This is a genomic window from Bacteroides sp. An269, from assembly GCF_002159755.1.
GTDB lineage: Bacteria > Bacteroidota > Bacteroidia > Bacteroidales > Bacteroidaceae > Phocaeicola > Phocaeicola intestinalis.
In genome coordinates this window covers 1-24,072 of sequence record NZ_NFJG01000065.1, presented here as the reverse complement: position 1 = coordinate 24,072, position 24,072 = coordinate 1, and the positions used below count along the sequence as shown (strand labels likewise).

Sequence of the window (24,072 nt, the reverse complement as noted above, 5' to 3'; positions counted from 1 at the left end):
TTTGATTTGCAACTATAAAATTACTCATTTTCTGCGATATGCGGAAATCCCTGTGCCTCTTTTATATCCCAAGAAGAAGGTTATCTATTAACTTGCGAAACTTGAATTAATAATCTTACAGCGTGAAGATTAATAATCTTTCGGTATGAAGATTAATAATCTTACAGGCAAGGCAGCCATGCGAATGGGATTGTCGGACTAAGCAAATGTTCTGGCTTGGCTTGGAAAAGCAACTGATGGACATATGAAGTGGAAGCTCCTTGGCACCGATTATTATCGGTAAATATGTCTGTACTCTTGTGGTGTCATGCCGGTCAGTTTTTTAAACAAGCGATTGAAGTAGGAATAATCATCAAAAGCCAGTCGGAAAGAAATTTCTTTTACAGATAATGCTTCCGTAATCAGGAGCAGTTGTGCCTTTTCTATTTTTTTCTGGTTGATGTACTGGAGCGGGGTCATGTTCATTTCACTTTTGAAAAGACGGATGAAATGGTCTTTCGACAGGCAGGCGTTTTCCACCAGTGTGTTCAGGCTGATTGTTTCACCGATGTGCCTGTGTATGTATAAGACGGCTTTTACGATGCGGTTGTCTTTGGTCTCTATTTTCGATTTCGCTTGTTTGAACAGGCGGGCGAGCAGCTGGAGCACAATGCCTCTCGATTCCACTTTGTCGCAAAAAGCGCGTTGCCTGTTTTTCATCAGGCTTTTCATCAGGGTAGGATTGTTGTCGTAGGTGGATGGATCGGACTTCTGCAAGCTCATGTGCGGGTTTATTTCGCATAAGCGTTCAAATAACTGCAATTCCCATTTCCCTGTTGGTATCTCGAACGGAAAGTCCCATAATTCCAGCCAGTCCTCATCTGATTTATGGTCGTCGTAAATATGCAAGTAGTAATGCACGAAACGCGAATTGCAGATATAGGTATGTCGTGTAAAAGCAGGGATGAAGTATAAATGGTTGGGGTGTAATGTATATATACCGTCTGCAAATTGTATTTTAGCCTCACCTTCGGTAACATAATATAAACGGCTGAAAGGGCTGCTCACGTTCTTCCAGTTCCAGTCAGCATCTTGTATGGCTAAGCCCACATTCAATACTAAGGGATGCAATTGGTCTACTTGTAAACTCATATATTAATAGGTGTTTTTATATGGCTTTTTAAAGTTAACTTTTTTCTTTTTTTTGGTGCAAATTTATGAAATATAAATCGTTTTTGTTTTCGTTTGAAGATATAAAAATAACGGTTTGTCGATTTTATCCATAAACTTCCTGCTTTGTCCTATTGTGGTTTGCCGTATGTTCGTATCTTTGTTATCAGAAAAACACTAAACACTTATACGTATGAAAACAAAACTCTTGATTGCATCTTTATTTTTATCTGCAGGGCTGTATGCCCAGACTTATCAGGTGCCTGTATCGGAAAGAGATGAACCGATGATGAAAGGAAAGTTCGAGCCTACGTGGGAGTCGTTGAAACAATACCAGGTGCCGGAGTGGTTCCGCAATGCCAAGTTCGGCATCTGGGCACACTGGGGACCGCAGTGTGTAGAAGGATCGGGCGACTGGATGGCACGTTCAATGTATATAGAGGGCTCTCCTGAATATGAATATCATGTAAAGCATTACGGGCATCCCTCGGAGTTTGGTTTCAAGGATGTTATTCCTCTCTTTAAGGCAGAACGCTGGGATCCGGACAAACTGGTGGCGTTTTATAAGAAGATAGGGGCGCAGTATTTCTTTGTGTTGGGAAATCATCATGATAATTTTGATTTATGGGATAGCAAATACCAGCCTTGGAACTCCATCAATATGGGACCGAAGAAGAATATCCTTGCCGGTTGGGAGAAGGCAGCCCGCAAATACGGATTGTATTTCGGAGTCAGTTTGCATGCCGACCATGCGTGGACGTGGTACGAAGTAGCCCAGCGGCATGACACCATCGGTCCCATGAAAGGCATCCCTTATGACGGGAAGCTGACCAAGGCGGACGGAAAAGGCAAGTGGTGGGAAGGTTATGACCCGCAAGACCTCTATGCACAGAACCATCCGCTGAGCGAGAACAGCTGGGATAATGGCATGATTCATCGCCAGTGGGGATGGGAGAACGGTGCATGTCCTCCTTCGCAAGAATTTGCAACCAATTTCTATAACCGCACGCTGGATGTCATCAACCGTTACAACCCCGATTTGTTGTATTTCGATGTGACGGTATTGCCTTTTTATCCGGTAAGCGATGCGGGATTGAAGATTGCCGCACATTTTTATAACCATAGCATGGCTACGCACAATGGCAAATTGGAAGCCGTAATGTTTGGTAAGATTCTGAACGAAGACCAGCGTAAGGCATTGGTTTGGGATGTGGAACGCGGAGCTCCCAACAAGGCGATTCCGGAGCCGTGGCAATCCTGTTCGTGTATCGGAGGCTGGCACTACAATACCTCCATTTATGAGAACAATGGCTACAAGTCGGCTTCGTATGTCGTAAAGCTTTTGATGGACATCGTGAGCAAGAACGGAAACCTGTTGCTGAGCGTGCCGCTCCGTGCCGACGGGACGTTTGACGAGAAGGAAGAAAAAATCCTGAACGAGTTCGGTGCCTGGATGGACATCAACAAGGAAGCCGTTTATGATACCCGTCCGTGGAAAGTGTTTGGCGAAGGACCGATAGCTGAAGAGGATATTCCGCTTAACGCGCAGGGTTTCAACGAAGGTTCGTATAACAAGGCAGACTCGAAAGAAATCCGTTTCACGCAAAAAGGTGATGTATTATATGCCACTGCACTTGGATGGCCCGAAAGCCATACCGTAATCATCAAGTCACTGGCGGCAGGTTCGGAATTGTATCCCGAAGAGATACACGAAGTGACTTTGCTAGGATATGGAAAGGTGCAGGCGGAACGTACCGCCGGGGGGCTTGCCATCACCTTGCCTGCTGAACCGCTCAACCAAATAGCTCCGGTTTTCCGCATCAGATAAAGACGGGTTGGGAGTCTACATAGATACGGCTTTTCATGAAAGTATATGCAGTCGCCGGTGAAGATACGTTCACTGGCAGGTTTAACTAAAATGTACAGAAGACAATGGATTACGAAGGATATCAAACAAAGGCATACGATATTCCGGTCAAACGTTATTGCCAGACGCTTGACTTGAAGGACAATCGCGCACTTATTGCCGAATACCGCAAGTTGCACAGCCGTGAATATGCATGGCCTGAGATACGGAGGGGAATCCGTGAGGTGGGTATCTTGGAGATGGAAATCTACATTTATGGCAATAAGTTGTTCATGATAGTAGAAACTCCGCTTGACTTTGATTGGAATGTAGCTATGAAACGGCTCGCTTCTTTGCCACGGCAGGCGGAGTGGGAAGAATGTGTGACACGTTTTCAAGAGTGTCTTCCCGGAAGCACATCGGCAGAGAAATGGCATCTGATGGACCGGATGTTTTACTTGTATGACTGAGCCGGATGGCTTGGAATAAAGATATAAAATCCCTAAAAATAGGTATTGTCAGATAAACACCGACCCAGTACCTTTGCAAAATGAAAACATTGTTTTATCATACATGCAAGTGCTGAAAGAAGACATACGCGACCGTATATTGGCTATTTCATTGGAACATTTCCGCGAGAACTACACCGACCGTTCTACGGAACTGGTCAAGGCATGGTTCGCGTCCATGCAGCAGAAGCATCCCGAAATCAATACGGCGGTGTCTGATTTTATCATCCACCTGCATACGGTATGGATGTTCACCCTGTTCGAAGAACTGCTGATGCATTCGGTTCCCCAACAGGAAATGGAAACCATCTTGCACGACTATATTCTTTTTGAAATTCAAGGCTGGAGGGCAATCATCCAAATATGAGATACAGACAACGTACATACGAACATTCAACCGCATCAGGACGGTTGGCAGGGAGGAAATCTTCACGGAGGTTTCCTTCTTTTTTATTTATCGTGCGATGATTTGGGATGAGTTTTTGTAGAGACGCAAAATCTTGCGTCTTTACTATGAGGAAGATAGCCCGCTATCTTTCCTCATCACAGAAGCGAAAATGCCTCAAAAACTCATTCCAAAATCATCGCACGATAAATTCAAAACTGCTTCTTATTGGGCGGATTTTTCAGAATACATATCCGAACCCGAGGTTCAGGTAGATGGGATACATGGCGAATGTAATGGTTTCGAAATCTTTCTGAAAGATGTCGTTCAGTCCCCAGGTCAGGTCGGCGTGTACGGTAAGGTGCTTATAGGCACGCCATGAACCACCCACTTGCAATCCCCATTGGAAACGGCGGAGGTCTTCGGAAAAGTCATAGGTAGCGACGTTGTCACCTGTAAAGTTGACACGGCTTCCTGTAGCATCGGGAGTGCGCAGATGGCCTTCGTAGACGTTCCCGTCGAAGTCACCGCTCATCATATATGACAGGTAGGGGCCGAATACCAGTTTCCAGCGTTCGCCTATCTTATAGTTGGCAAGGATGGGGATGGTAAGGAGCGACATCCTTACTTTTGTTTCTACGCCACCTGTCCAAAGTCCTTGTATTTTTCCACCTGTCTCACTGAAGATTTCCATGCCATAGTTTTTCACCGTGGCTTGGGTGGTCATGCTCTTGCTGTCGAGGCGTAACCCTACGCTTACGCCCCATTTTTTGGCTTCGTCTATCCATTTGGTAGCGTTTCCTTCGATAGTGATGGCAAGCCCGGGGCGATAACTGTCGATGCTTCTGATTTCGTGTGGAAGTGGGAGTGGGGAAGTGCCTCCGAAGTTTACACCTGCCTTGAATTCGTATTCCAATCCGTGCAGGGATGACCAAAGCAAGCCTTTGTGTTCCGACCATTGTGCCTGTGCGATGCCTGTGCCGAATGCCAGGGCTACTGCTAAAGTTAATATGTATTTTTTCATGTTGTTTACGTGTTAAGGGTTATTCGCAGATTATTTCCACTTCGTCTATGTACAGTTCGCTTCCTACCGCTCCTCGGAAATAACCTCCTCCTCTGCTGGAGGCGAAAGCGATTGCAAGTTTGTATTTGCCGTTTGCCAGTCCTTCAGGGTCGACGGTCTTGCCGTTTTGTGCCTCGAATGATAAGTCGAAGTAAGTCCATTCATCGGTTTCTTTCATTTCTTGTTGGCCTTGTTCACCAATACGTGCCATCAGTACAATATTCGGGTTGATGCCTCCGGTCAGTGGGAAGAGGTCGCCATCCAGTGTATAGTCGCTGGTCTCAGCTTCGTAAAGCACTGCATAGATGTCGCCTATATCGGTTTGTCCGCTTAGTACTTCATTGTTTTCATCGGTGAATGTCTCACCTTTTTGGTATTTATACCATCCGGTTATGCGTTGGGGTATTTTGGTAAATGGGAAACCGAAGTGGGTAGCCTGTCGTGGAGCTGTGACAGCATTTTGTACGTCGAACGAGCCAACAAACAAGTTGCCACAAGCTATGGGCATTCCTAACGGGAGTCCGAAAGAGCCGGTGCTACGTGTAGTAAGACGTACGCATTTGCCGCTGTGGCCTATTGGATCCTGTACGGTAGGGTATTGCGTCTCGTCGAGTGCCATGCCGCTCAGTTCGTAGCCTGGGTTTCCGCTTGCCCACTGCATGATGCCCGACTCATTGGTGAGATAGAAAATATGATAGGGCGTAGTGGCGCGCAGGTTTTCGAACGAATAATGAGTGGGAAGTTCCATTTTGTTGATGCGGACTACATACGTGGCGGTTGTGTTTCCGTCTTCCGATGTCACGGTGAACCGGCGCAATGTGCGTTGGCTGAAATCGTAATACGGAGGCTGGTCGCCTGCTTCTGTTTCGTCGGCTTGAATGGTTGCGCCGTCGGCAAGCGTAAAGTTCAGTTCCTGCTGTGATACATCTGTACCGTCGAGCACATAAATTTCTATTTCTTTGTGGGTGGCATCTATGCTTGCCAGTTGGATGTTTTCGCCTGTGCAGTCATCGATGGCTGCTTCCACGTTCAGGGCTTCGTCTTGAATGCACGAAGACACCGCCAGGGTAAGAAGTAACCCTGCAAAGATTTTTCGGATATTCATAACATTATCGGCTTTAGCGTAATAACTCGGCAAAGATAATGAAATAAGTGTAACTATTGATAAAGTGAGTGTTAAAATAGGAATGGCGGGGAAGGGTAAGCGTAAAAAAATCCGGCTTCCGTCACAGGAAGCCGGATTGAAATTTGTCGCACCTGTATAAATTATACGATGCCTTGAGCCATCATGGCATTTGCCACTTTCATGAATCCGGCTACGTTGGCACCCTTTACGTAGTTGATGTAACCGTCGGGTTCTGTTCCGTATTTCACGCAAGCTTCGTGGATGTTCTTCATGATGCTCTTCAGCTTTTCGTCCACTTCTTCCTGGCTCCAGCTCAGCTTGATGGAGTTCTGAGTCATTTCCAGACCTGATACAGATACACCGCCGGCATTGGCAGCCTTACCCGGTGCATAGAGAATCTTCGCTTCCTGGAATACACGGATTGCTTCGGGGGTAGAAGGCATGTTGGCACCTTCGGATACAGCGAATACACCGTTGGCAACCAAAGCTTTGGCATCATCGCCGTTGATTTCATTCTGTGTGGCAGAAGGAAGGGCAATGTCGCCTTTTTCGTTCCAAGGACGTGCTCCGGCTACGTATTTGCAGCCGTATTTCTCTGCATATTCGCGGATACGTCCACGATACAGGTTCTTCAGTTCCATGATGTAGTCCAGTTTTTCGCGGTCGATTCCGTCCGGATCGTAGATATAACCGTCTGAGTCGGACATTGTAACTACTTTCGCACCCAACTGAATCAGTTTTTCTACTGTATATTGTGCTACGTTTCCTGCACCTGATACCAGACAGGTCTTGCCTTTGATATCAATGTTGCGGGTCTTCAGCATTTCGAGCAGGAAGTAGATATTTCCGTAACCTGTTGCTTCGGGGCGAATCAATGAACCGCCGAATTCGCGTCCTTTACCGGTGAGCACACCGCTGAATTCACGGGTCAGTTTCTTGTACATGCCGAACATGTAGCCTACTTCACGTCCGCCTACACCGATGTCACCGGCAGGTACATCGGTTTCAGGACCAATGTGACGCCACAATTCCAGCATGAAAGCCTGGCAGAAACGCATTACCTCAGCGTTTGATTTGCCACGTGGAGAGAAGTCTGAACCACCTTTGCCTCCACCCATCGGAAGCGTAGTCAATGAGTTCTTGAATGTTTGTTCGAAAGCCAGGAACTTCAGGATACCGAGGTTTACAGAACTGTGGAAACGGATACCGCCTTTATACGGGCCAATGGCGTTGTTATGCTGTACACGGTATCCCATGTTGGTCTGGATGTTGCCTTTATCGTCCATCCACGTTACGCGGAACTGGTAAACACGGTCTGGAATACACAAGCGTTCAATCAGATTCACTTTGTCGAATTCAGGATGCTTGTTGTATTCTTCTTCGATTGTACCTAATACTTCTTCTACTGCCTGATGGTACTCAGGTTCATTGGGAAATCTTCTTTTCAGATCTTCCAGGACTTTTGCTGCATTCATTCTTCTAATCTTGTTATTGGTTATTAAATATTCTTCTCATTGTTTGATGTGGTAAAAGTATAGATTATTTTTTATTTATGCAACAATTTAGTAAGAAAATCAGAGTAAAAACATCAAAAAGTTGTTTTTGTTTCGTTTTTGTGTGGAAATGACTACTTCTGCTGTTTCTTTTTTAACGCTTTGACAATCGGAATGAACACCAGGGCACCTGAAATGAGTATTGTCAGGATAAGCATGCCGTCAATTTGTGGGCTGGAAGTAAGAACAATGAAACAAAGTGCTGCCCAAGCCAAGGCTAACACGACACATTGTGAAGAGGTGAGTGGTTTTCGCATAAGGTCAGGGTATGAAAAGGTGTATGGTGACAGAAGAAACGCAGATTCACGAAGATTCTCGCAGTTTCTTAATCTGCGAAAATCTGTGTAAATCTGCGTTTCAAACAGAGACATAAATTTATTTTTGGTTATGCAACTTCTTGGCTACGATCGCATCGATGCAGGCGATAGCGGTGATGTTGACGATATCGCGCACTGAGCTTTCAATGTCGGTAAAGTGAATCGGTTTGTTCAGTCCCATCTGAATCGGGCCGATTACTTCTGTTTCGCTCATGCTTTGGATAAGCTGGTAAGTAGCGTTGGCAGAGTTCAGGTTCGGGAATACCAGTGTATTGACTTCTTTACCTTTCAGGCGGGTGAACGGATATTTCTCGTCACGCAACTCGTTGTTGAGGGCAAATCTTGCCTGCATTTCTCCATCGATAGCCAGATCGGGGAATTCTTGCTGCATGTAGGCTAAGGCTTCGTGTACTTTAGCCGGGCTTCCTTCCTGGTCGGAACCGAAGTTGGAGTAAGCAAGCATTGCCATTACCGGTTCTTGGTTGAAGAAACGTACTGCTTTGGCAGACAATTTGGCGATGTCAATCAGGGTTTCTGTGTCGGGATGGTGGTTGATCAGTGTATCGGCAATGAAGTAAGTGCCTTTCTTGGAGTTCAGGATATGCATGGTGCCGAAGTGTTTGTATCCCGGCTGGATGCCGATAACTTCTTTTGCCACCTTAATGGTGTTGGTATATTTGGTATACAGACCTGTAACGAAAGCGTCTGCTTCACCGGTTTCTACCATCATCATACCGAAGTAGTTACGTTCGAACATCTTGTCGTTTGCCTCTTGATAGTTTGCTCCTTCACGGGCACGTTTCTCGCTCAAGATGCGTGCATAGCGTTCACGGCGCTCTGCTTCACGGTCATGACGCAAGTTGACGATTTCGATGCCTTCCAAGCTTAAATCCAGTTCTTTGGCAAGTTTTTCGATGCGTTCTTCGTTGCCCAACAGAATCGGGTGGCAGATGCCTTCGGCTTTTGCTTCTACCGCAGCTCTCAACATGTTGGGGTGGATACCTTCAGCAAATACGACACGCTGCGGGTCTTGGCGTGCGGTTTCGTACAGCTGGCGGGTCAGTTTGTTTTCTTGTCCCATCAATTCACGCAAATGGTTCTTATAACCTTCCCAGTCTGTGATATGCTTGCGTGCTACTCCCGAATCCATAGCAGCCTTGGCTACAGCCATAGACACTTCGGTAATCAAGCGTGGGTCAACCGGTTTCGGAATGAAATAATCGGGTCCGAAGGTCAGGTTGTTGACATGGTAAGCGTTGTTTACTACATCGGGTACCGGTTTCTTTGCCAGTCCGGCAATGGCGCGTACGGCTGCCAGTTTCATTTCTTCGTTGATGGCTGTGGCACGGGTGTCGAGTGCGCCGCGGAAGATGTAGGGGAATCCGATAACGTTGTTGATTTGGTTCGGGTAATCAGAACGTCCGGTCGACATTAATACATCCGGGCGTGATGCCATGGCGTCTTCGTACGAAATTTCGGGTGTCGGGTTTGCCAATGCGAAAACAATCGGGTGAGAAGCCATGCTGCGTACCATGTCTTGTGTCAGGACGTTCCCTTTGGAAAGTCCCAGGAATACATCGGCGCCTTTGATGGCTTCGGCTAATGTATGTACATCGGTGCGGTCTGTCGCAAAGAATTTCTTCTGTTCGTTCAGGTCGGTACGTTCTTTGGTTATGACCCCTTTGCTGTCCAGCATCAGGATGTTTTCCAGTCGCGCTCCCAATGAGATGTAAAGTTTGGTGCATGATACGGCAGAAGCTCCGGCTCCATTTACTACAATCTTTACTTCTTCTATCTTCTTGCCTGCTACCTCCAGCGCATTCAGCAGTCCTGCACTTGAAATAATGGCAGTTCCGTGCTGGTCATCGTGCATGACCGGGATGTCCAGTTCTTCTTTCAGCCGTTGTTCGATTTTGAAGCACTCAGGTGCTTTGATGTCTTCCAGGTTGATGCCTCCGAATGTCGGGGCAATCGCCTTTACAGCTTCGATGAATTTGTCGGGGTCTTTTTCGTTTACTTCAATGTCGAATACATCAATGCCTGCGTAAATCTTGAACAGTAATCCTTTTCCTTCCATAACCGGTTTGCCGCTCATGGCACCGATGTCTCCCAATCCCAATACGGCGGTTCCGTTCGAAATAACCGCTACCAAGTTCCCTTTGTCTGTGTAGTCGTATGCCGTGTCGGGGTTCTTTTGGATTTCCAGACACGGTTCCGCTACACCGGGAGAATAAGCTAAAGACAAATCACGTTGGGTTTGATAAGGCTTGGTCGGTACGACCTCAATTTTTCCAGGCTTGCCTTGCGAGTGATAAAGCAGGGCAGCTTCTTTTGTTATTTTCACCATCTTCTTTTAGATTTATCGTTAATGTGTTGTGCAAAAGTAAGAATAAAATAACAAATGGACGATATTTAGGCTTTAAAAACTCTAAATTGCAGGAATCGTCACATTTTTTGTCGATAAGATTTGTCATTTGGTCGGATTATTAGGACTATATGTAATAACTTCTTTGTTTTATGGTTATTCTTAGTTAAACACCTATTTTATATAGACACTTTTTTCCTATCTTTGCAAAGCTCAAACGAATGCATTTGGGCAAGTTTTCATAGGCAATTAACAAATCAAGGAAACACTAACAGTTATATTTATGAATATGAGCATGAAAAAAAACAGAAGTTTTTCTTCTAGCCGGATAGCCCTTTTGGCATTGGGCATATCGGCGTTGACTGCATGTAGCAGCCAAGGCGGTAAAATGGGTGATGACGAGTTCACAGTACAGGAAGTGACTTCTACTTCCAGTAATCAGGTGACAAAGTATCCGGCAACAATCAAAGGTTTGCAGGATATTGAAATCCGTCCGCAAGTGTCGGGATTTATCGTGAAATTGTGTGTAGACGAAGGTGCTACCGTTCATAAGGGACAAGCGTTGTTCCAAATTGACCCCACACAATATCAGGCGGCGTTTGACCAGGCTAAGGCAGGAGTTGAGTCTGCGAAAGCAAATCTGAAGACTGTTTCGGAAACGGAAGTGAACAAAAAGATGCTTCACGAACAGAAAATCATCAGTGATTTTGAATATCAGACTGCCGTCAACAACCTGTTGACAGCTAAGGCAAGCCTGGCACAGGCTGAAGCTTCGTACACTGCTGCCAAGCAGAATCTGGGATTCTGTACGGTGACCAGCCCTTCGGACGGCGTTATCGGTACGTTCCCCTACCGTATAGGTGCACTGGTAAGCCCGTCGGTAGCTGATCCTTTGACAACGGTTTCTCAAATCGGGGACATGTATGTGTATTTTTCATTGACCGAAAAGGAACTGTTGAACCTGACCAAGGCAGGTGGTACACTGAAAGAGCAATTGGAGAAGATGCCGGAAGTGCAGCTGGAACTTTCTGATGGAAGCGTTTATGCGGAAAAAGGAAAGATTGATGCCGTGAGCGGTGTTATCGACCAGGAAACCGGTTCGGTAAGCATGCGTGCCATTTTCCCCAATAAGCAGAATGTACTGCGGAGCGGAGGTATGGCGAACATTATCTTCCCTTATACAATGGAAAATGTATTGTTGGTTCCGCAGTCGGCTACGGTAGACATCCAGGACAAGAAGTTCGTTTACGTATTGCAACCGGACAGCACAGTGAAGTATACGGAAATCCAAATCTCGAACTTGAACGATGGCAAGAACTACATTGTGCTTGACGGTTTGAAGTCGGGCGACAAGATTGCCGTAGAAGGTGTAACCCGTTTGAGCGACGGTATGAAGATTACTCCGATTACCCCTGCCCAAAGAGAAGCCAAGTATCAGCAGGCTTTGAAAGACCAGAGAGAAGGCAATCTGGCTACAGCTTTTAATTGATTCAATACGTAAATATCGTTATATAATATATAAGGTATAGAATGAAACTAGATAAATTTATTAACCGTCCGGTATTATCAACCGTTATCTCAATTTTGTTGGTAATCTTGGGTTTTATCGGTTTGGCAACTTTGCCAATTACCCAATATCCGGACATCGCGCCGCCTACCGTTTCGGTTAGTGCGACCTATACAGGTGCCAATGCGCAGGCTGTATTGAACTCTGTGATTTCTCCGTTGGAGGACCAGATCAATGGTGTGGAAAACATGATGTACATGCAGTCTACCGCTACCAATAACGGCTCGGCACGTATCACAGTGTATTTTAATCAAGGAACTGACCCCGATATGGCGCAGGTCAATGTGCAGAACCGTGTGACTCAGGCTCAAGGTCTGTTGCCTGCTGAAGTAACGCAGGTCGGTGTGACCACCATGAAGCGTCAGACCTCTATGTTGATGATTTTCTCTATCTATGATAAGGAAGACAAATACAACATCGAGTTCCTCGAAAACTACGCAAGTATCAACTTGATTCCGGAAATCAAGCGTGTAAGCGGTGTGGGTGATGCCAATGTGATGGGTACCGACTACTCCATGCGTATCTGGTTGAAACCGGATGTGATGGCGCAGTATAAGTTGGTGCCGAGTGACATTACGGGAGTATTGGCAGAACAGAACGTGGAAGCTGCTCCGGGACAGTTCGGTGAGCGCGGTAACCAGTCGTTCCAATATACCATCCGTTATAAAGGACGTTTGTCGAGCGAAACAGAATTCGGCGATATTGTCATCAAGTCTTTGCCGAACGGTGAATTGCTTCGCTTGAAAGATGTAGCCGAAATGGAATTGGGCCGTTTGACTTACAACTTCAACAATACGGTAAACGGTCACAAGGCGGTATCTTGTATCATCTATCAGATGGCAGGAACCAATGCGACGGAAACCATTGCTAACTTGGAAAAAGTGCTTGCCGAATATGAAAAGAATCTTCCCGAAGGCTTGGGTATCAACATTGCACAGAGTGCCAACGACTTCTTGTTCGCTTCTATTCATGAGGTTGTCAAGACGTTGATTGAAGCATTTATCCTGGTGTTTATCGTAGTATATATCTTCTTGCAGGATATGCGTTCTACGTTGATTCCGGCGATTGCCATTCCGGTTGCGTTGATTGCCACTTTCTTTGCCTTGAAGATTATCGGCTTTAGTATCAACTTGCTGACCTTGTCGGCTATGGTGCTTGCGATTGCGATAGTCGTCGACGATGCCATAGTCGTCGTCGAAGGTGTCCACGCCAAGTTGGACCAGGGATATAAGTCAACGCGTGAGGCATCTATCGATGCCATGAGCGAATTGGGCAGCGCCATCGTTTCCATTACGTTGGTGATGATGTCTGTGTTCATTCCGGTAAGTTTCATGAGTGGTACGGCAGGTACCTTCTATCAGCAGTTCGGTCTGACCATGGCGATTTCTATCGGTTTCTCGGCTCTGAACGCCTTGACGCTTTCTCCGGCATTGTGTGCCTTGTTCTTGAAACCGCATAATTCGGAAGCTACGTTGAAAGAACGTATGGGTACGGCTTATAAGGAGTCTCGTAAGATTCTCGTGGCACGGTATACAGACGCTCTCGGTAAGTGGATGAACCCGAAGATTGTCATTCTCTTTACGGTTGTTGCCATTCTGGGTATGATTTTCGGCTTGTTCAGTTTCGAAGAACATCCGGTGCTCTGTATCGTGATGATTATTATCAGTGTCTTGGCTTTTGCCGGTATGACTACCGACAAGTTCAAGAACTCGTTCAACAAGTCGTATAATTCGTTGCTGGCAAAATATAAGAAACGTGTCGTATTCTTTATTCACAAACGCTGGCTGTCAATGGGTATGGTTGCCGGAGCGATTGTGCTTTTGGTCGTATTCATGAGCATTACACCTACCGGTATGGTGCCGAATGAAGATACGGGTACCATTATGGGTTCTGTGACTTTGCCTCCCGGCACTTCTCAGGAACGTGCGCGTGAAGTATTGGCACAGGTAGACAGCCTGATTGCTGCCGAACCTGCCGTTCAGTCACGTACGGTGATTTCCGGTTTCAGCTTTATCGGTAGCGGTCAGGGACCTTCTTACGGTTCTATCATCATCAAGCTGAAAGACTGGGAAGAACGGAGTACGCAGCAGAGTTCAGATATTGTGGTCGCTACGTTGTTCATGCGTTCACAGAAACTCTTCAAGGATGCGCAGGTATTGTTCTTTGCGCCCCCGATGATTCCGGGTTATTCTATTTCAACTGATATTGAGTTGAACATGCAGGATAAGACCGGTGGTAGTCTGGACCACTTCTTCCAGGTGGTAAACGACTATATTGCCGCTTTGCAGGAGCGTCCGGAAATCAATTCGGCTTCTACCAACTTTAACCCGAGCTTCCCGCAATATCAGTTGGATATTGATGCGGCAGCTTGTAAGAAAGCAGGTATCAGCCCGAGCGACATCTTGACAACCATGCAAGGTTACTTTGGTGGTATCTATGCTTCTAACTTCAACAGCTTCGGTAAGATGTACCGTGTGATGATTCAAGCAGAACCCGATGCTACAAAGAACTTGGAGTCGTTGAACGGAATCAAGGTGCGTGGCAGTGACGGCGAGATGGCTCCTATTTCGCAGTTCGTATCGCTGAAGAAGATTTACGGTCCGGATGTCATCAGCCGTTTCAACCTGTATACTTCTATTCAGGTGATGGTTTCTCCGGCTGCCGGTTATTCTTCAGGTCAGGCATTGCAAGCGATTGCTGAAGTAGCAAACGATAACTTGCCTGCCGGTTTCGGTTACGAATTGGGAGGTATGGCGCGTGAAGAGGCACAGACCACCAATACGACAGGAATTATCTTTGTGCTCTGTCTGGTATTCGTTTACTTGTTGCTGAGTGCACAGTATGAAAGCTACCTGTTGCCTTTGGCAGTATTGTTGTCAATACCTTGCGGTTTGTTGGGAAGCTTCCTGTTTGTCAACGGTTTCTCGGCATTGGGCAGTATTCCGGCATTGAAGATGGTATTGGGAACGATGTCGAACGATATTTATATGCAGATTGCGTTGATTATGTTGATGGGTCTGTTGGCAAAGAATGCCATCTTGATTGTAGAGTTCGCGCTCGACCGTCGTAAGCAGGGTATGAGTATATCTTGGGCAGCTGTCTTGGGTGCTTCCGCCCGTCTGCGACCGATTCTGATGACTTCTTTGGCAATGATTATCGGTTTGCTCCCGTTGATGTTCGCCTTTGGTGTAGGTGCCCACGGTAACCGTACATTGGGTGCTTCGGCTATCGGCGGTATGTTGATTGGTATGATTTTCCAGATTTTCATCGTTCCGATTTTGTTCGTGACGTTCCAATGGTTGCAAGAAAAAGTTAAACCGATGGAATGGGATAGCTTGGACGAAAGCGAAGTGGAATCTGAAATTGAACAGTATACTCCTACTAAACGATAAGATGATAATGAAGAAACAAATAATAGGAATTGTGTGCGTAGCTGCTATGATGAGCAGCTGCCACATTTATAAATCGTATGACCGTCCGGAAACGATAGATGCTTCGGGCATCTACCGTGACCCGGTTTCGCCTACGGATACGTTGGCAACAACCGATACGACAAATATGGGAAACCTGCCTTGGCAAGAAGTTTTCCGCGATGCCAAGCTGCAGGCGCTTATTGAAGAGGGATTGGCGAACAATGTGGATTTGCAGGCTGCCGCCCTTCGGGTGGAAGAAGCGAAAGTCATGCTGACTGCTGCCAAGTTGTCTTATCTCCCTTCCATCAATCTGGCTCCTCAAGGTACTGCAACCAGCATGGATGGAGGAAATTATGTAAAGGCTTATACGCTGCCGGTTGCAGCCAGTTGGGAACTTGATTTCTTCGGTAAGATTCTGAATACGAAACGCGGGCAGAAGGTGGCTTATCTTCAGAGCCAATATTCTGAACAAGCTACACGTTCGCAAATCATTTGCGGCATTGCGAATACGTATTATTCTTTGTTGATGCTCGACCGTCAGGTAGAGATTACAAGCCAGACTGTGGACATCTATAAGGAAAACGTACGCACGATGGAAGCGATGAAGATTGCCGGAATGACTACCGAGGCTGCTGTAGCCCAGATGCGTGCCGCTTACCATCAGGTACAGGCTTCGTTGCTGGACTTGCAGCGTCAGGTGCGTGAAACTGAGAACTCGCTTTGCGTGCTGTTGGCAAAGACTCCTCAACCGATTGACCGCAATACTTTGGATGAGCAGGTGATGCCGGAAGATTTGACGGTAGGCGTTCCTTTGCAATTGTTGGAAAACCGTCCCGATGTAAAGATTGCCGAGATGACTTTGGCAAGTGCATATTATACAACCAATCAGGCGCGTGCTGCGTTTTATCCGGGATTGAACATTACGGCTACGGCAGGTTGGACGAACGGGTCGAACATTTCGGTTGCCAATCCGGCTGAGTTCATGTTTCAGGCATTGGCTTCATTGGCACAACCTATCTTTAACAATGGCAAATTAGTGGCTAACTTAAAGGTCTCGAAAGCTGAAGAAGAGATTGCACGTATGAATTACCAGCAGACCATTCTGGAAGCCGGAGAGGAAGTCAGCAATGCCTTGCGTCTCTATGATACACAAGACAAGAAGCTGGAACACGACCGTCAGCAGGTAGACCAGTTGGACAAGGCGGTTACTTATACCAAAGCATTGTTCCAAAGTGGTGATGCCACATACCTGGAAATCCTGACGGCACAGCAGAACCTGCTGAGCGCTCAATTGACCGAAGTTTCGGACAATATGCAGCGCATACAGGCAGTCGTTTCTTTGTATAGTGCATTGGGCGGAGGTAGAGAATGAGATTTATTAACCTTAAAATAAAGCAACTATGATCAGTCCTTTAGCTTATGTTGACCCGTCTGCAAAGATTGGCAACAATGTTACGGTTCATCCGTTTGCCTATATCGATAAGAATGTCGAGATAGGGGATGACAATGAGATTATGCCTTACGCAAGCCTGATGAGTGGTACACGTATGGGTAACGGTAACAAGGTCTGTCAAGGAGCAGTGATTGCAGCTGTTCCGCAAGACTTTGCCTATACAGGAGAAGATACCATTGCACGCATCGGAGACAATAATGTGATTCGTGAGAATGCCGTGATTATCCGTGCTACACATGCCGACCATGAAACATCGGTGGGTAATGGTAATTTTATCATGACCGGTGCACGTTTGTCGCACGACGTGACAGTGGGCAACCGGTGCATTATCGGAAACGGTTCGCAAATTTCAGGAAACTGCATCGTTTTCGATTGCTCTATCCTGACATCGAATGTGCTGATGCAGGGAAATACGCGGCTGGGAAGTTATTCGGTGGTGCAAGGAGGTTGCCGTTTCGTAAAGGATATACCTCCTTATATCGTGGCAGCGCACGAACCGATTGAGTTCTACAGCATCAGTACGCTTGTGCTGGAGCGTGCAGGATTCTCTGAGACCTTAGTCAAGCACATTGCGCAGGCATACCGTATTTTGTACAAGGCAAATACCTCACAGCACGATGCGCTGATCCGTATCAGGGAGCAGATTCCGAATAGTCCTGAAATTGAGAACATCATCAAGTTTGTGGAATCTTCCAAGCTGGGTATCATTCATTGATTTGTATCTCTTGTTGAGATAAGCATAAAAACTTCCAAAGCCCGTAAGGAGCTTTGGAAGTTTTTTTATTTGGTACGTGTGTGGCGTATGTCGAAAATCTGTTATCTTTGTGCCGTTTTTTTAGTGTGAGAACGATGAAAAATAAAGTTACATCCACGTTTCTCTTTGCTTTGCTGGTTGCAGGAGGTTTGTTGGCGATGTATTTCCTGCCTGTCTTGAAGGTTGGGGGATATACGTTGCGCAAAGTTGATTTACTGTCCGACTTGCGCCCCGACCCTGTGGAGGAGGTGCTGGCAGACTCTGATTCTTTGGTGTTGCCTCCGGTGGTGAAGCCTGCCTTTGTCGATACGTGCAAGACCGGAATGACTTGCATCGAAGACTATGCCGATTCTACGATGCGGGGGATGTCGCATTTCTACGAAGCCTTGTCGGCTTGTCCGACGCTTCACCGTCCCGTGCGTATTGCTTATTTCGGAGATTCGTTTATCGAAGGAGACATTCTCACTGCCGATTTGCGTGCCATGCTTCAGTCGCGTTTCGGCGGTTGTGGTGTCGGTTATGTTCCGGTTACTTCCCGTGTGGCAGGATTCCGCCCCACGGTTAAACATACGTTCAGCGGTTGGAAGACCCATTCGGTTACTGATTCGGTGGGCTTTAACCGCCGTTTGCAGGATTTGTCCAATCATTATTATTATCCTTCGCCGGGTGCCCGTGTTACGTTGAAAGGTTTGGGTACATACGCTGACCATCTGGGAGCGTGCGAGGCGTCTTCCTTCTATTTTGTTTCGCTCGACTCCATCCGGCTTTCGGCTGTACTCAATCAGGGAGCGGATACGGTTTCGTATGCTTTTGCCGGCGACAGCCTGTTACAGGCAGCTACGGTGCAGGAGGATATACGTAGTGTCGAATGGAGAGTGGAACATACAGATTCTACTGCTATCTGTTACGGTGTGACCATGGATCCTTCTTCGGGCATTGTGGTTGACAACTTCAGTACCCGGGGCAGTAGCGGGCAGCAGTTGGGCGGTGTGCCGATGCCGATGTTGCGGGCGTATAACCGGCTCCGTACATACGATTTGATTGTCTTGCAATACGGTTTGAATGTGGCATCGGAAGGTATAACGAATTACCGCTATTACACTTCCGAAATGGTGAAGGTAATCAACCGTTTGAAAGAGGCATTCCCGCAAGCTTCCTTCTTGCTGGTCAGCATCGGAGACCGTGAGTCGAAGGATGAGACAGGCAAGTTGCGTACGATGCCGGGTGTCAAGAACCTGGTGCGCTATCAGCAGGCACTGGCTGCCGAGACGCATATCGCTTTTTGGAATCTTTACGAAGCGATGGGGGGAGAAGGCAGCATCGTGAAAATGGTGGAAAGCAAGCCTCAGATGGCAAACTACGATTATACCCATATTAATTTCAGAGGAGGGAAACACTTGGCTGGATTGTTATTTGAGACATTGATGTACGGCAAGGAACAGCATGAGAAACGGAAGGCTTATGAAAATGAATAGGTTACGATACGCTTTAGCATTGCTCTTTCTGATGGGGCAATGGGTATACGCGCAAGACACCATACCCGTCCAGCCCAAGCCGGACAGGCATTCGGAGCCGATATATTCCAGTGAAGAGATGACCCGGCTTATGGAATTCATTGCCGTAGACAGCCCGATGCCGGATAAGTTCTTGCAGACTGAAGATAATGTTCTGACAGACCCGACGGCTTCTTTAGCGCCTTTCTTTGCAAAGTTAAAACGGTTGGACCGTCCGGTACGCATTGTGCATATCGGCGATTCGCATGTACGTGGACACGTCTTTCCGTATGTGATGCGCCGTTGTCTGGAAGATGATTTCGGAATGAGGGCAGTAGAAGACCTTCCGGTGTCTTATCAGACTTCGGGATTGGCGGTGGAAACAGGCAGGGAAGGAGTGGTGTATCATATCTTGGGGGTAAATGGAGCTACTTGCGCTTCGTATTCCACGCCCGAACGTTTGCAAAAGGTGGCAGACTTGCATCCCGATTTGGTAATCGTGTCATTTGGAACAAACGAGGCGCACGGGAGGCGTTATTCTGCTTCCGAACATACAGAAGCTATGAGAACCATGCTGGCTGTATTGAAACAGCAATGTCCCGATGTGGCTTTTTTATGGACAACTCCGCCCGGTGCTTACGTTAGGAACGGACGGCGCGGACCGCGTGTCATCAATCCGCGGACACCTTCGGTGGTAAGTACCGAATTGCGTTTCGCACGCGAGAACGGGCTTGCCGTTTGGGACTTATACGATATTGTGGGAGGAAAGGAGCGTGCCTGCCTGAACTGGAATGCGGCACATTTCTATCAGCGTGACAAGATTCATTTTACGAGAGAAGGATATATAGTACAAGGTTTATTGCTTCACGAAGCATTCATAAAGGCTTACAACGATTATGTGGCAACTGGATTGGAGTAAACTGGCAGAGGTCCTGACTTATGACCCCAGCCAGCCGATGATATTCAACAGCGGACTGTTTCTGTTTCTTTTTTTAGGGTTCAGCCTGGTTTATGCGCTGTTGCAGAAAAAGACGACGGCACGCCTGCTGTTCGTCACGGCATTTTCGTATTATTTCTATTACAAAAGCAGCGGCATTTATTTTTTCCTGTTGGGAATTGTGACGGTGAGCGACTTCCTGCTTGCCCGGCAGATGGTGCATACGGTCGCTCATTGGAAAAGGAAGTTTCTGGTAGTTGTCAGCCTGTGCATTAACCTGGGCTTGTTGTGTTACTTCAAATACACCAACTTCTTTTACGAAATGCTCTGCCCTTTGTGGAACGGAAGTTTTGAACCGCTCGACATCTTCCTGCCGGTAGGCATTTCCTTCTTTACCTTCCAGTCGCTCAGCTACACCCTCGATGTGTATAGGGGCGACCTGAAACCGCTTTCCAGCCTGCTCGATTATGCTTTTTATGTATCGTTCTTTCCGCAATTGGTGGCGGGACCCATTGTGCGTGCACGCGACTTTGTGCCTCAGATACGCCAGCCGCTCAAGGTTACCAACGAGATGTTCGGGCAGGGTATTTTCTTTATCGTGAGCGGTCTGTTCAAGAAGGCGGTCATATCCGATTACATCAGCATCAATTTCGTGGAGCGCATCTTCGATAATCCCGGTTTGTATTCGGGATTGGAAAACCTGTTCGGGGTATATGGCTATGCGCTCCAGATTTATTGCGACTTTTCGGGGTACAGCGATATGGCAATCGGGCTTGCCCTGCTGTTGGGCTTCCGTTTCCCCATCAACTTCAATTCGCCATACAAGTCGGACAGCGTGACCGATTTCTGGCATCGCTGGCACATATCCCTTTCTACGTGGCTCCGCGATTATCTGTACATTTCGATGGGAGGGAACCGCAAGGGGAAGGTCCGCACGTACATCAACTTGATTGTAACGATGCTTTTGGGAGGCTTGTGGCACGGAGCTTCGTGGAATTTCATTGTGTGGGGAGGGCTTCATGGAGCAGCGTTGGCGGTGCATAAGTTCTTGCGCAGCCTGTTGCACCGTCCCAAGACCTATCGCAGTACGGGGATTCGGCGTTTCTTTGCGGTGGTGATTACCTTCCATTTCGTCTGCTTCTGCTGGATATTCTTCCGCAACACCACGTTCGAAGGTTCGCAGACGATGATCCGCCAAATCTTTACTTCGTTCCATCCCGAATTGTTCGTGCAGTTGATTACGGGTTATTGGAAAGTTTTTGCGTTGATGGCGTTGGGTTACGTGCTCCATTGGTTGCCCGATAGCTGGCAGGATGCGTGCAGCCGGGGCGTGGTCCGCCTTCCGCTGGTAGGACAGGCGTTGCTGGTCATTGTGTTGATATTTATCATGATTCAGGTAAAGAGCAGCGACATCCAGCCTTTCATTTACTTCCAGTTCTAAAGGAAGCGTCTTTCACCGTAGAGGCTTTATGGTCAAACAGAAATGAAATGCGAAAAGTCCGGTGATTCCTTATATTGAACGCAAAGGCGCAAAGACGCGAAAGGATAATTTGGAGAAGGTAAAAGGTTGCGAAGCCCAATGCCGGCCTTTGTACTCTTGGCTCTCTCAAAGATAAAAACTCAGCGCTTCTGCGTCTTTGCGTTCCATTCCTTTTAATAGGTTGATATTGTGAAGGGATATTGCTGCATGGCCCGATGCATATAGCTTCTTCCCTCAGTCCTTGTAGCCAGGACTGCAGTCCTGATAGGCTAGGACTGGAGTACTGACCGCAGAGGATAGCAGTCCTGACAGGACAGGACTGGCAGGATAATAGGGCGTGTTGGGCTTCGCAGCCGAATGCGTTTGCCATTTATTCCGTATCTTTCTTCAGCTTCTTTTCGACGGTAAACTCGTATTGTCCTTGATACCAGTTGCCCGACCCTTCTTTCACTTGCGTGCTTTCCATATCGGCAAGATCCGTGCTGTCCGATTGGAAAGTGCCTCCGTTGGCTTCTCCGTCGATGTCATCGAAGTAAACTTTCTGCTTGCCGATACCTCCGGTAGTGTTCATTTCGTTGGCAAATGCCCCTTGCTTGTCGGTGTAGACCGTATCGTCCATATACGGATTGGGCGTGTTGTCCCACGCATTTCGGATAATGACCCGAATGTTCTCAATCGGGTTTCCGGCTTCATCGGTCACGGTGCCTTTTACCCGATATTCTACAGAAGGGCTTCCGTATTCTAATGGATAATCATCAGGGTAATCACCATTGTTTTCATCGTCGCAGGCGGTAAATCCTAATGCGACCAGTGCGCCCGACAGGAGGCGCGTCATCCATTTGTTTGTTTTCATATACGTTTTGATTTATGATTTGGTGAATAATTTGTGCAAATGACATACTAACAGTTCGCCTTTCTCGTTGCGCAGGTGCATGCCGTTACCCCGGCAATAGCGGAAATAGTCGCACGAGGCACATTCGCCGGTGCGCATCCATTCGCGGTCGCGATAGGGGAGGAAGCGGTTTTCCCATACTTCCATGAACTCGTCCTGATAGATGTTGCCTTGGTGATAATCGGCGCGGATGCTGGGGCACGATGAAATGGAACCGTCTATCAGTACCGAGCCGACGGTGATGCCTGCCTGGCAGCTGAACAGGTGGTCGCGTACGTCTCCTTCGTAGTTGCCCAAGAAGCCTTCGCATCCGTAACTGATGCGGATGTCTCCGGATTGGCGCGTGCGTTTGATGAAGTCCAGCATCCCCCGGAACTCTTCGGGAGAGAGTTGCAGTTCGGCATCGTGCGCCGCCCTTCCTATGGGGAACACGGTGAAGAGCCGCCAGCGTTTCAGTCCGATGCCGATGAGGTATTGTTTCAGTTCTTCCAGGTAAGGGTAATTGTGCTTGTTCACGCAGGTCACTACATCGAACACGAAGCCGGGTAAGGCTGCCAGCATACGGATGGCTTTGATGGCACGGTCGAAGCTTTCCGGATGTCCGCGCATCCAGTTGTGCTCTTCCTTGAATCCATCCAGACTGACGGTAGCCGAGTGCATGCCGGCACGGATGAGGCTTTCCAACCGTTCGGGAGTAAGGAACAATCCGTTTGTCACCATGCCCCAAGGGAATCCTTTTTCGTAAATGGCTCGTCCGCATTCTTCCAAATCTTCGCGCACCAGCGGTTCGCCTCCGGTCAGGATGACGAATACCTTGTGCGGGTCGGTGTGTGCGGCTACATTGTCCAGCACCTGCAGGAAATCTTCTTTCGGCATGTCCTGGTAGCCGGCTATCTTCTTGCAATCGCTTCCGCAATGGCGGCAATGCAGGTTACAGCGCAGCGTGCATTCCCAGAACAATTGCCGCAACGGATGTTCCTTGATAAGGTTGTCGGTAAGCTTCCGGTTGATTTCCAACCCCAGGCGTTTGCGTAGTGTAAGTGATTCTTTCATAAACAATGTTTTTCACATTTTTATTAAGTAAATGAAAGAAAACTTCGAATACTGCATGTCATGTCCTGTTTTTTTACGTTCAGAAGCCCAACCGTTTGAATTCGTTTTCGAAGTTAGGCGTGAAGATGCCTGTGCCTAATGCTTTCCGGATGTCCTCTAAAGTCCAGAAGCGTCCGCCGTCCAGTTCGTCGCTGGGGGTGATAGTGCCGTCGTAGGTAGTGCGGTGACTGAACACTAGTTCTTTTTCACGGTCGGATTCGAAGACGTAATGCGTGAGGAGTTGGGGCGTGAAGCCGGTAATGCCTAATTCTTCGCGTGCTTCCCGTACCAGTGCCATTTCTACACTCTCGCCCAGGTCGATGTGTCCGCCTACCGATGTGTCCCATTTGCCGGGCTGGATGTCTTTCCACGCCGGACGGCGTTGCAGGAAGAGTTCGCCCCGGCTGTTGAACACGTGCAAGTGTACTACCGGATGCAGCAGTTTGCTCCCGTTGTGGCATTCGCCCCGCGTGGCTGCTCCCGTTATGTTTCCCTCTTCATCTACGAGGGGGAACATTTCTTTTTCGTTGTCGCTTGTCATATCTTGATTCATTTATCGGATGAAAAAATCACCACAGAATTCTAAGACTTGCACAAGTTTTATGGCGGAATATTTTTGTTAAATAAGTTAAACGGGTGGGTTTCCCTGTCCCGTTTAACTTTTATAGTTCATAAGTT

General features: G+C 47.4%; 18 protein-coding genes and 1 pseudogene. 10 read left to right on the top strand and 9 right to left on the bottom strand.

Annotated features, from left to right (window positions below):
- Positions 1–273 precede the first annotated feature (273 nt).
- A complete protein-coding gene (locus B5F71_RS12335) occupies positions 274–1,131 on the bottom strand; it encodes an AraC family transcriptional regulator (protein ID WP_022040236.1) in 858 nt (285 codons plus the stop codon).
- 211 nt (positions 1,132–1,342) lie between these two features.
- Here B5F71_RS12335 and B5F71_RS12330 point away from each other — a divergent pair, with 211 nt between their 5' ends.
- From B5F71_RS12330 to B5F71_RS12320, 3 genes and pseudogenes are all read left to right on the top strand, one after another.
- Entirely contained in the window at positions 1,343–2,977 is a 1,635-nt protein-coding gene (locus tag B5F71_RS12330) for an alpha-L-fucosidase (RefSeq protein ID WP_022040235.1), read from the top strand.
- A gap of 104 nt (positions 2,978–3,081) precedes the next feature.
- On the top strand, positions 3,082–3,465 hold the full coding sequence (locus tag B5F71_RS12325) for an L-rhamnose mutarotase (RefSeq protein ID WP_022040234.1): 384 nt from the start codon (positions 3,082–3,084) through the stop codon (positions 3,463–3,465).
- Between the two features lie 148 nt (positions 3,466–3,613).
- A pseudogene (locus B5F71_RS12320) lies at positions 3,614–3,871 on the top strand (TetR/AcrR family transcriptional regulator); the annotation flags it as partial.
- A 259-nt stretch (positions 3,872–4,130) separates the two neighbouring features.
- On the opposite strand, the gene B5F71_RS12315 reads toward B5F71_RS12320, so the two are convergent.
- The 5 genes from B5F71_RS12315 to B5F71_RS12295 all read right to left on the bottom strand — a co-directional run bounded on the left by B5F71_RS12315 (position 4,131) and on the right by B5F71_RS12295 (position 10,295).
- On the bottom strand, positions 4,131–4,913 hold the full coding sequence (locus tag B5F71_RS12315; RefSeq protein WP_022041109.1) for a porin family protein: 783 nt from the start codon (positions 4,911–4,913) through the stop codon (positions 4,131–4,133).
- A gap of 19 nt (positions 4,914–4,932) precedes the next feature.
- Positions 4,933–6,057 (bottom strand): PCMD domain-containing protein, encoded by a 1,125-nt coding sequence (locus B5F71_RS12310; protein ID WP_087210754.1) that lies wholly within the window; start codon positions 6,055–6,057, stop codon positions 4,933–4,935.
- Positions 6,058–6,218: 161 nt separating this feature from the next.
- Positions 6,219–7,553 carry an NADP-specific glutamate dehydrogenase gene (locus tag B5F71_RS12305; protein WP_013617649.1) on the bottom strand — a complete coding sequence of 445 codons (1,335 nt, stop codon included), beginning with the start codon at positions 7,551–7,553 and terminating at the stop codon, positions 6,219–6,221.
- Between the two features lie 152 nt (positions 7,554–7,705).
- Positions 7,706–7,888, bottom strand: a complete 183-nt coding sequence (locus B5F71_RS21045) for a hypothetical protein (RefSeq protein WP_087210759.1) — start codon at positions 7,886–7,888, stop codon at positions 7,706–7,708.
- A 118-nt stretch (positions 7,889–8,006) separates the two neighbouring features.
- On the bottom strand, positions 8,007–10,295 hold the full coding sequence (locus B5F71_RS12295; RefSeq protein ID WP_087210751.1) for an NADP-dependent malic enzyme: 2,289 nt from the start codon (positions 10,293–10,295) through the stop codon (positions 8,007–8,009).
- A 301-nt stretch (positions 10,296–10,596) separates the two neighbouring features.
- Between B5F71_RS12295 and B5F71_RS12290 the strand changes: the two genes are divergently transcribed.
- The 7 genes from B5F71_RS12290 (at position 10,597) to B5F71_RS12260 (ending at position 21,371) form a co-directional block, all read left to right on the top strand.
- A complete protein-coding gene (locus B5F71_RS12290; RefSeq protein WP_022041105.1) occupies positions 10,597–11,802 on the top strand; it encodes an efflux RND transporter periplasmic adaptor subunit in 1,206 nt (401 codons plus the stop codon).
- 41 nt (positions 11,803–11,843) lie between these two features.
- The gene (locus B5F71_RS12285; RefSeq protein ID WP_087210748.1) at positions 11,844–15,272 is read left to right on the top strand and encodes an efflux RND transporter permease subunit; all 3,429 of its coding nucleotides are present in this window, start codon (positions 11,844–11,846) and stop codon (positions 15,270–15,272) included.
- Between the two features lies 1 nt (position 15,273).
- The gene (locus B5F71_RS12280) at positions 15,274–16,665 is read left to right on the top strand and encodes a TolC family protein (protein ID WP_174490715.1); all 1,392 of its coding nucleotides are present in this window, start codon (positions 15,274–15,276) and stop codon (positions 16,663–16,665) included.
- Positions 16,666–16,693: 28 nt separating this feature from the next.
- Positions 16,694–17,461: an acyl-ACP--UDP-N-acetylglucosamine O-acyltransferase gene (gene lpxA, locus B5F71_RS12275; protein ID WP_013617643.1), complete on the top strand. Its 768-nt coding sequence runs from the start codon at positions 16,694–16,696 to the stop codon at positions 17,459–17,461.
- Positions 17,462–17,595: 134 nt separating this feature from the next.
- Positions 17,596–18,975 carry a hypothetical protein gene (locus B5F71_RS12270; protein WP_087210743.1) on the top strand — a complete coding sequence of 460 codons (1,380 nt, stop codon included), beginning with the start codon at positions 17,596–17,598 and terminating at the stop codon, positions 18,973–18,975.
- Positions 18,962–19,912, top strand: a complete 951-nt coding sequence (locus tag B5F71_RS12265) for a GDSL-type esterase/lipase family protein (RefSeq protein WP_022041101.1) — start codon at positions 18,962–18,964, stop codon at positions 19,910–19,912. Before B5F71_RS12270 ends, B5F71_RS12265 begins: the two co-directional genes overlap by 14 nt.
- The gene (locus tag B5F71_RS12260; protein WP_087210740.1) at positions 19,890–21,371 is read left to right on the top strand and encodes an MBOAT family protein; all 1,482 of its coding nucleotides are present in this window, start codon (positions 19,890–19,892) and stop codon (positions 21,369–21,371) included. Before B5F71_RS12265 ends, B5F71_RS12260 begins: the two co-directional genes overlap by 23 nt.
- 409 nt (positions 21,372–21,780) lie before the next feature.
- Here B5F71_RS12260 and B5F71_RS12255 read toward each other — a convergent pair whose 3' ends face one another.
- From B5F71_RS12255 to B5F71_RS12245, 3 genes are all read right to left on the bottom strand, one after another.
- Positions 21,781–22,263, bottom strand: a complete 483-nt coding sequence (locus B5F71_RS12255; RefSeq protein WP_087210737.1) for a radical SAM-associated putative lipoprotein — start codon at positions 22,261–22,263, stop codon at positions 21,781–21,783.
- Positions 22,264–22,275: 12 nt separating this feature from the next.
- Positions 22,276–23,355: a TIGR04133 family radical SAM/SPASM protein gene (locus B5F71_RS12250; RefSeq protein ID WP_087210734.1), complete on the bottom strand. Its 1,080-nt coding sequence runs from the start codon at positions 23,353–23,355 to the stop codon at positions 22,276–22,278.
- 79 nt (positions 23,356–23,434) lie between these two features.
- Positions 23,435–23,935, bottom strand: coding sequence for an NUDIX domain-containing protein (locus tag B5F71_RS12245; protein ID WP_087210732.1), 501 nt, complete (start codon positions 23,933–23,935; stop codon positions 23,435–23,437).
- Positions 23,936–24,072: the final 137 nt, after the last annotated feature.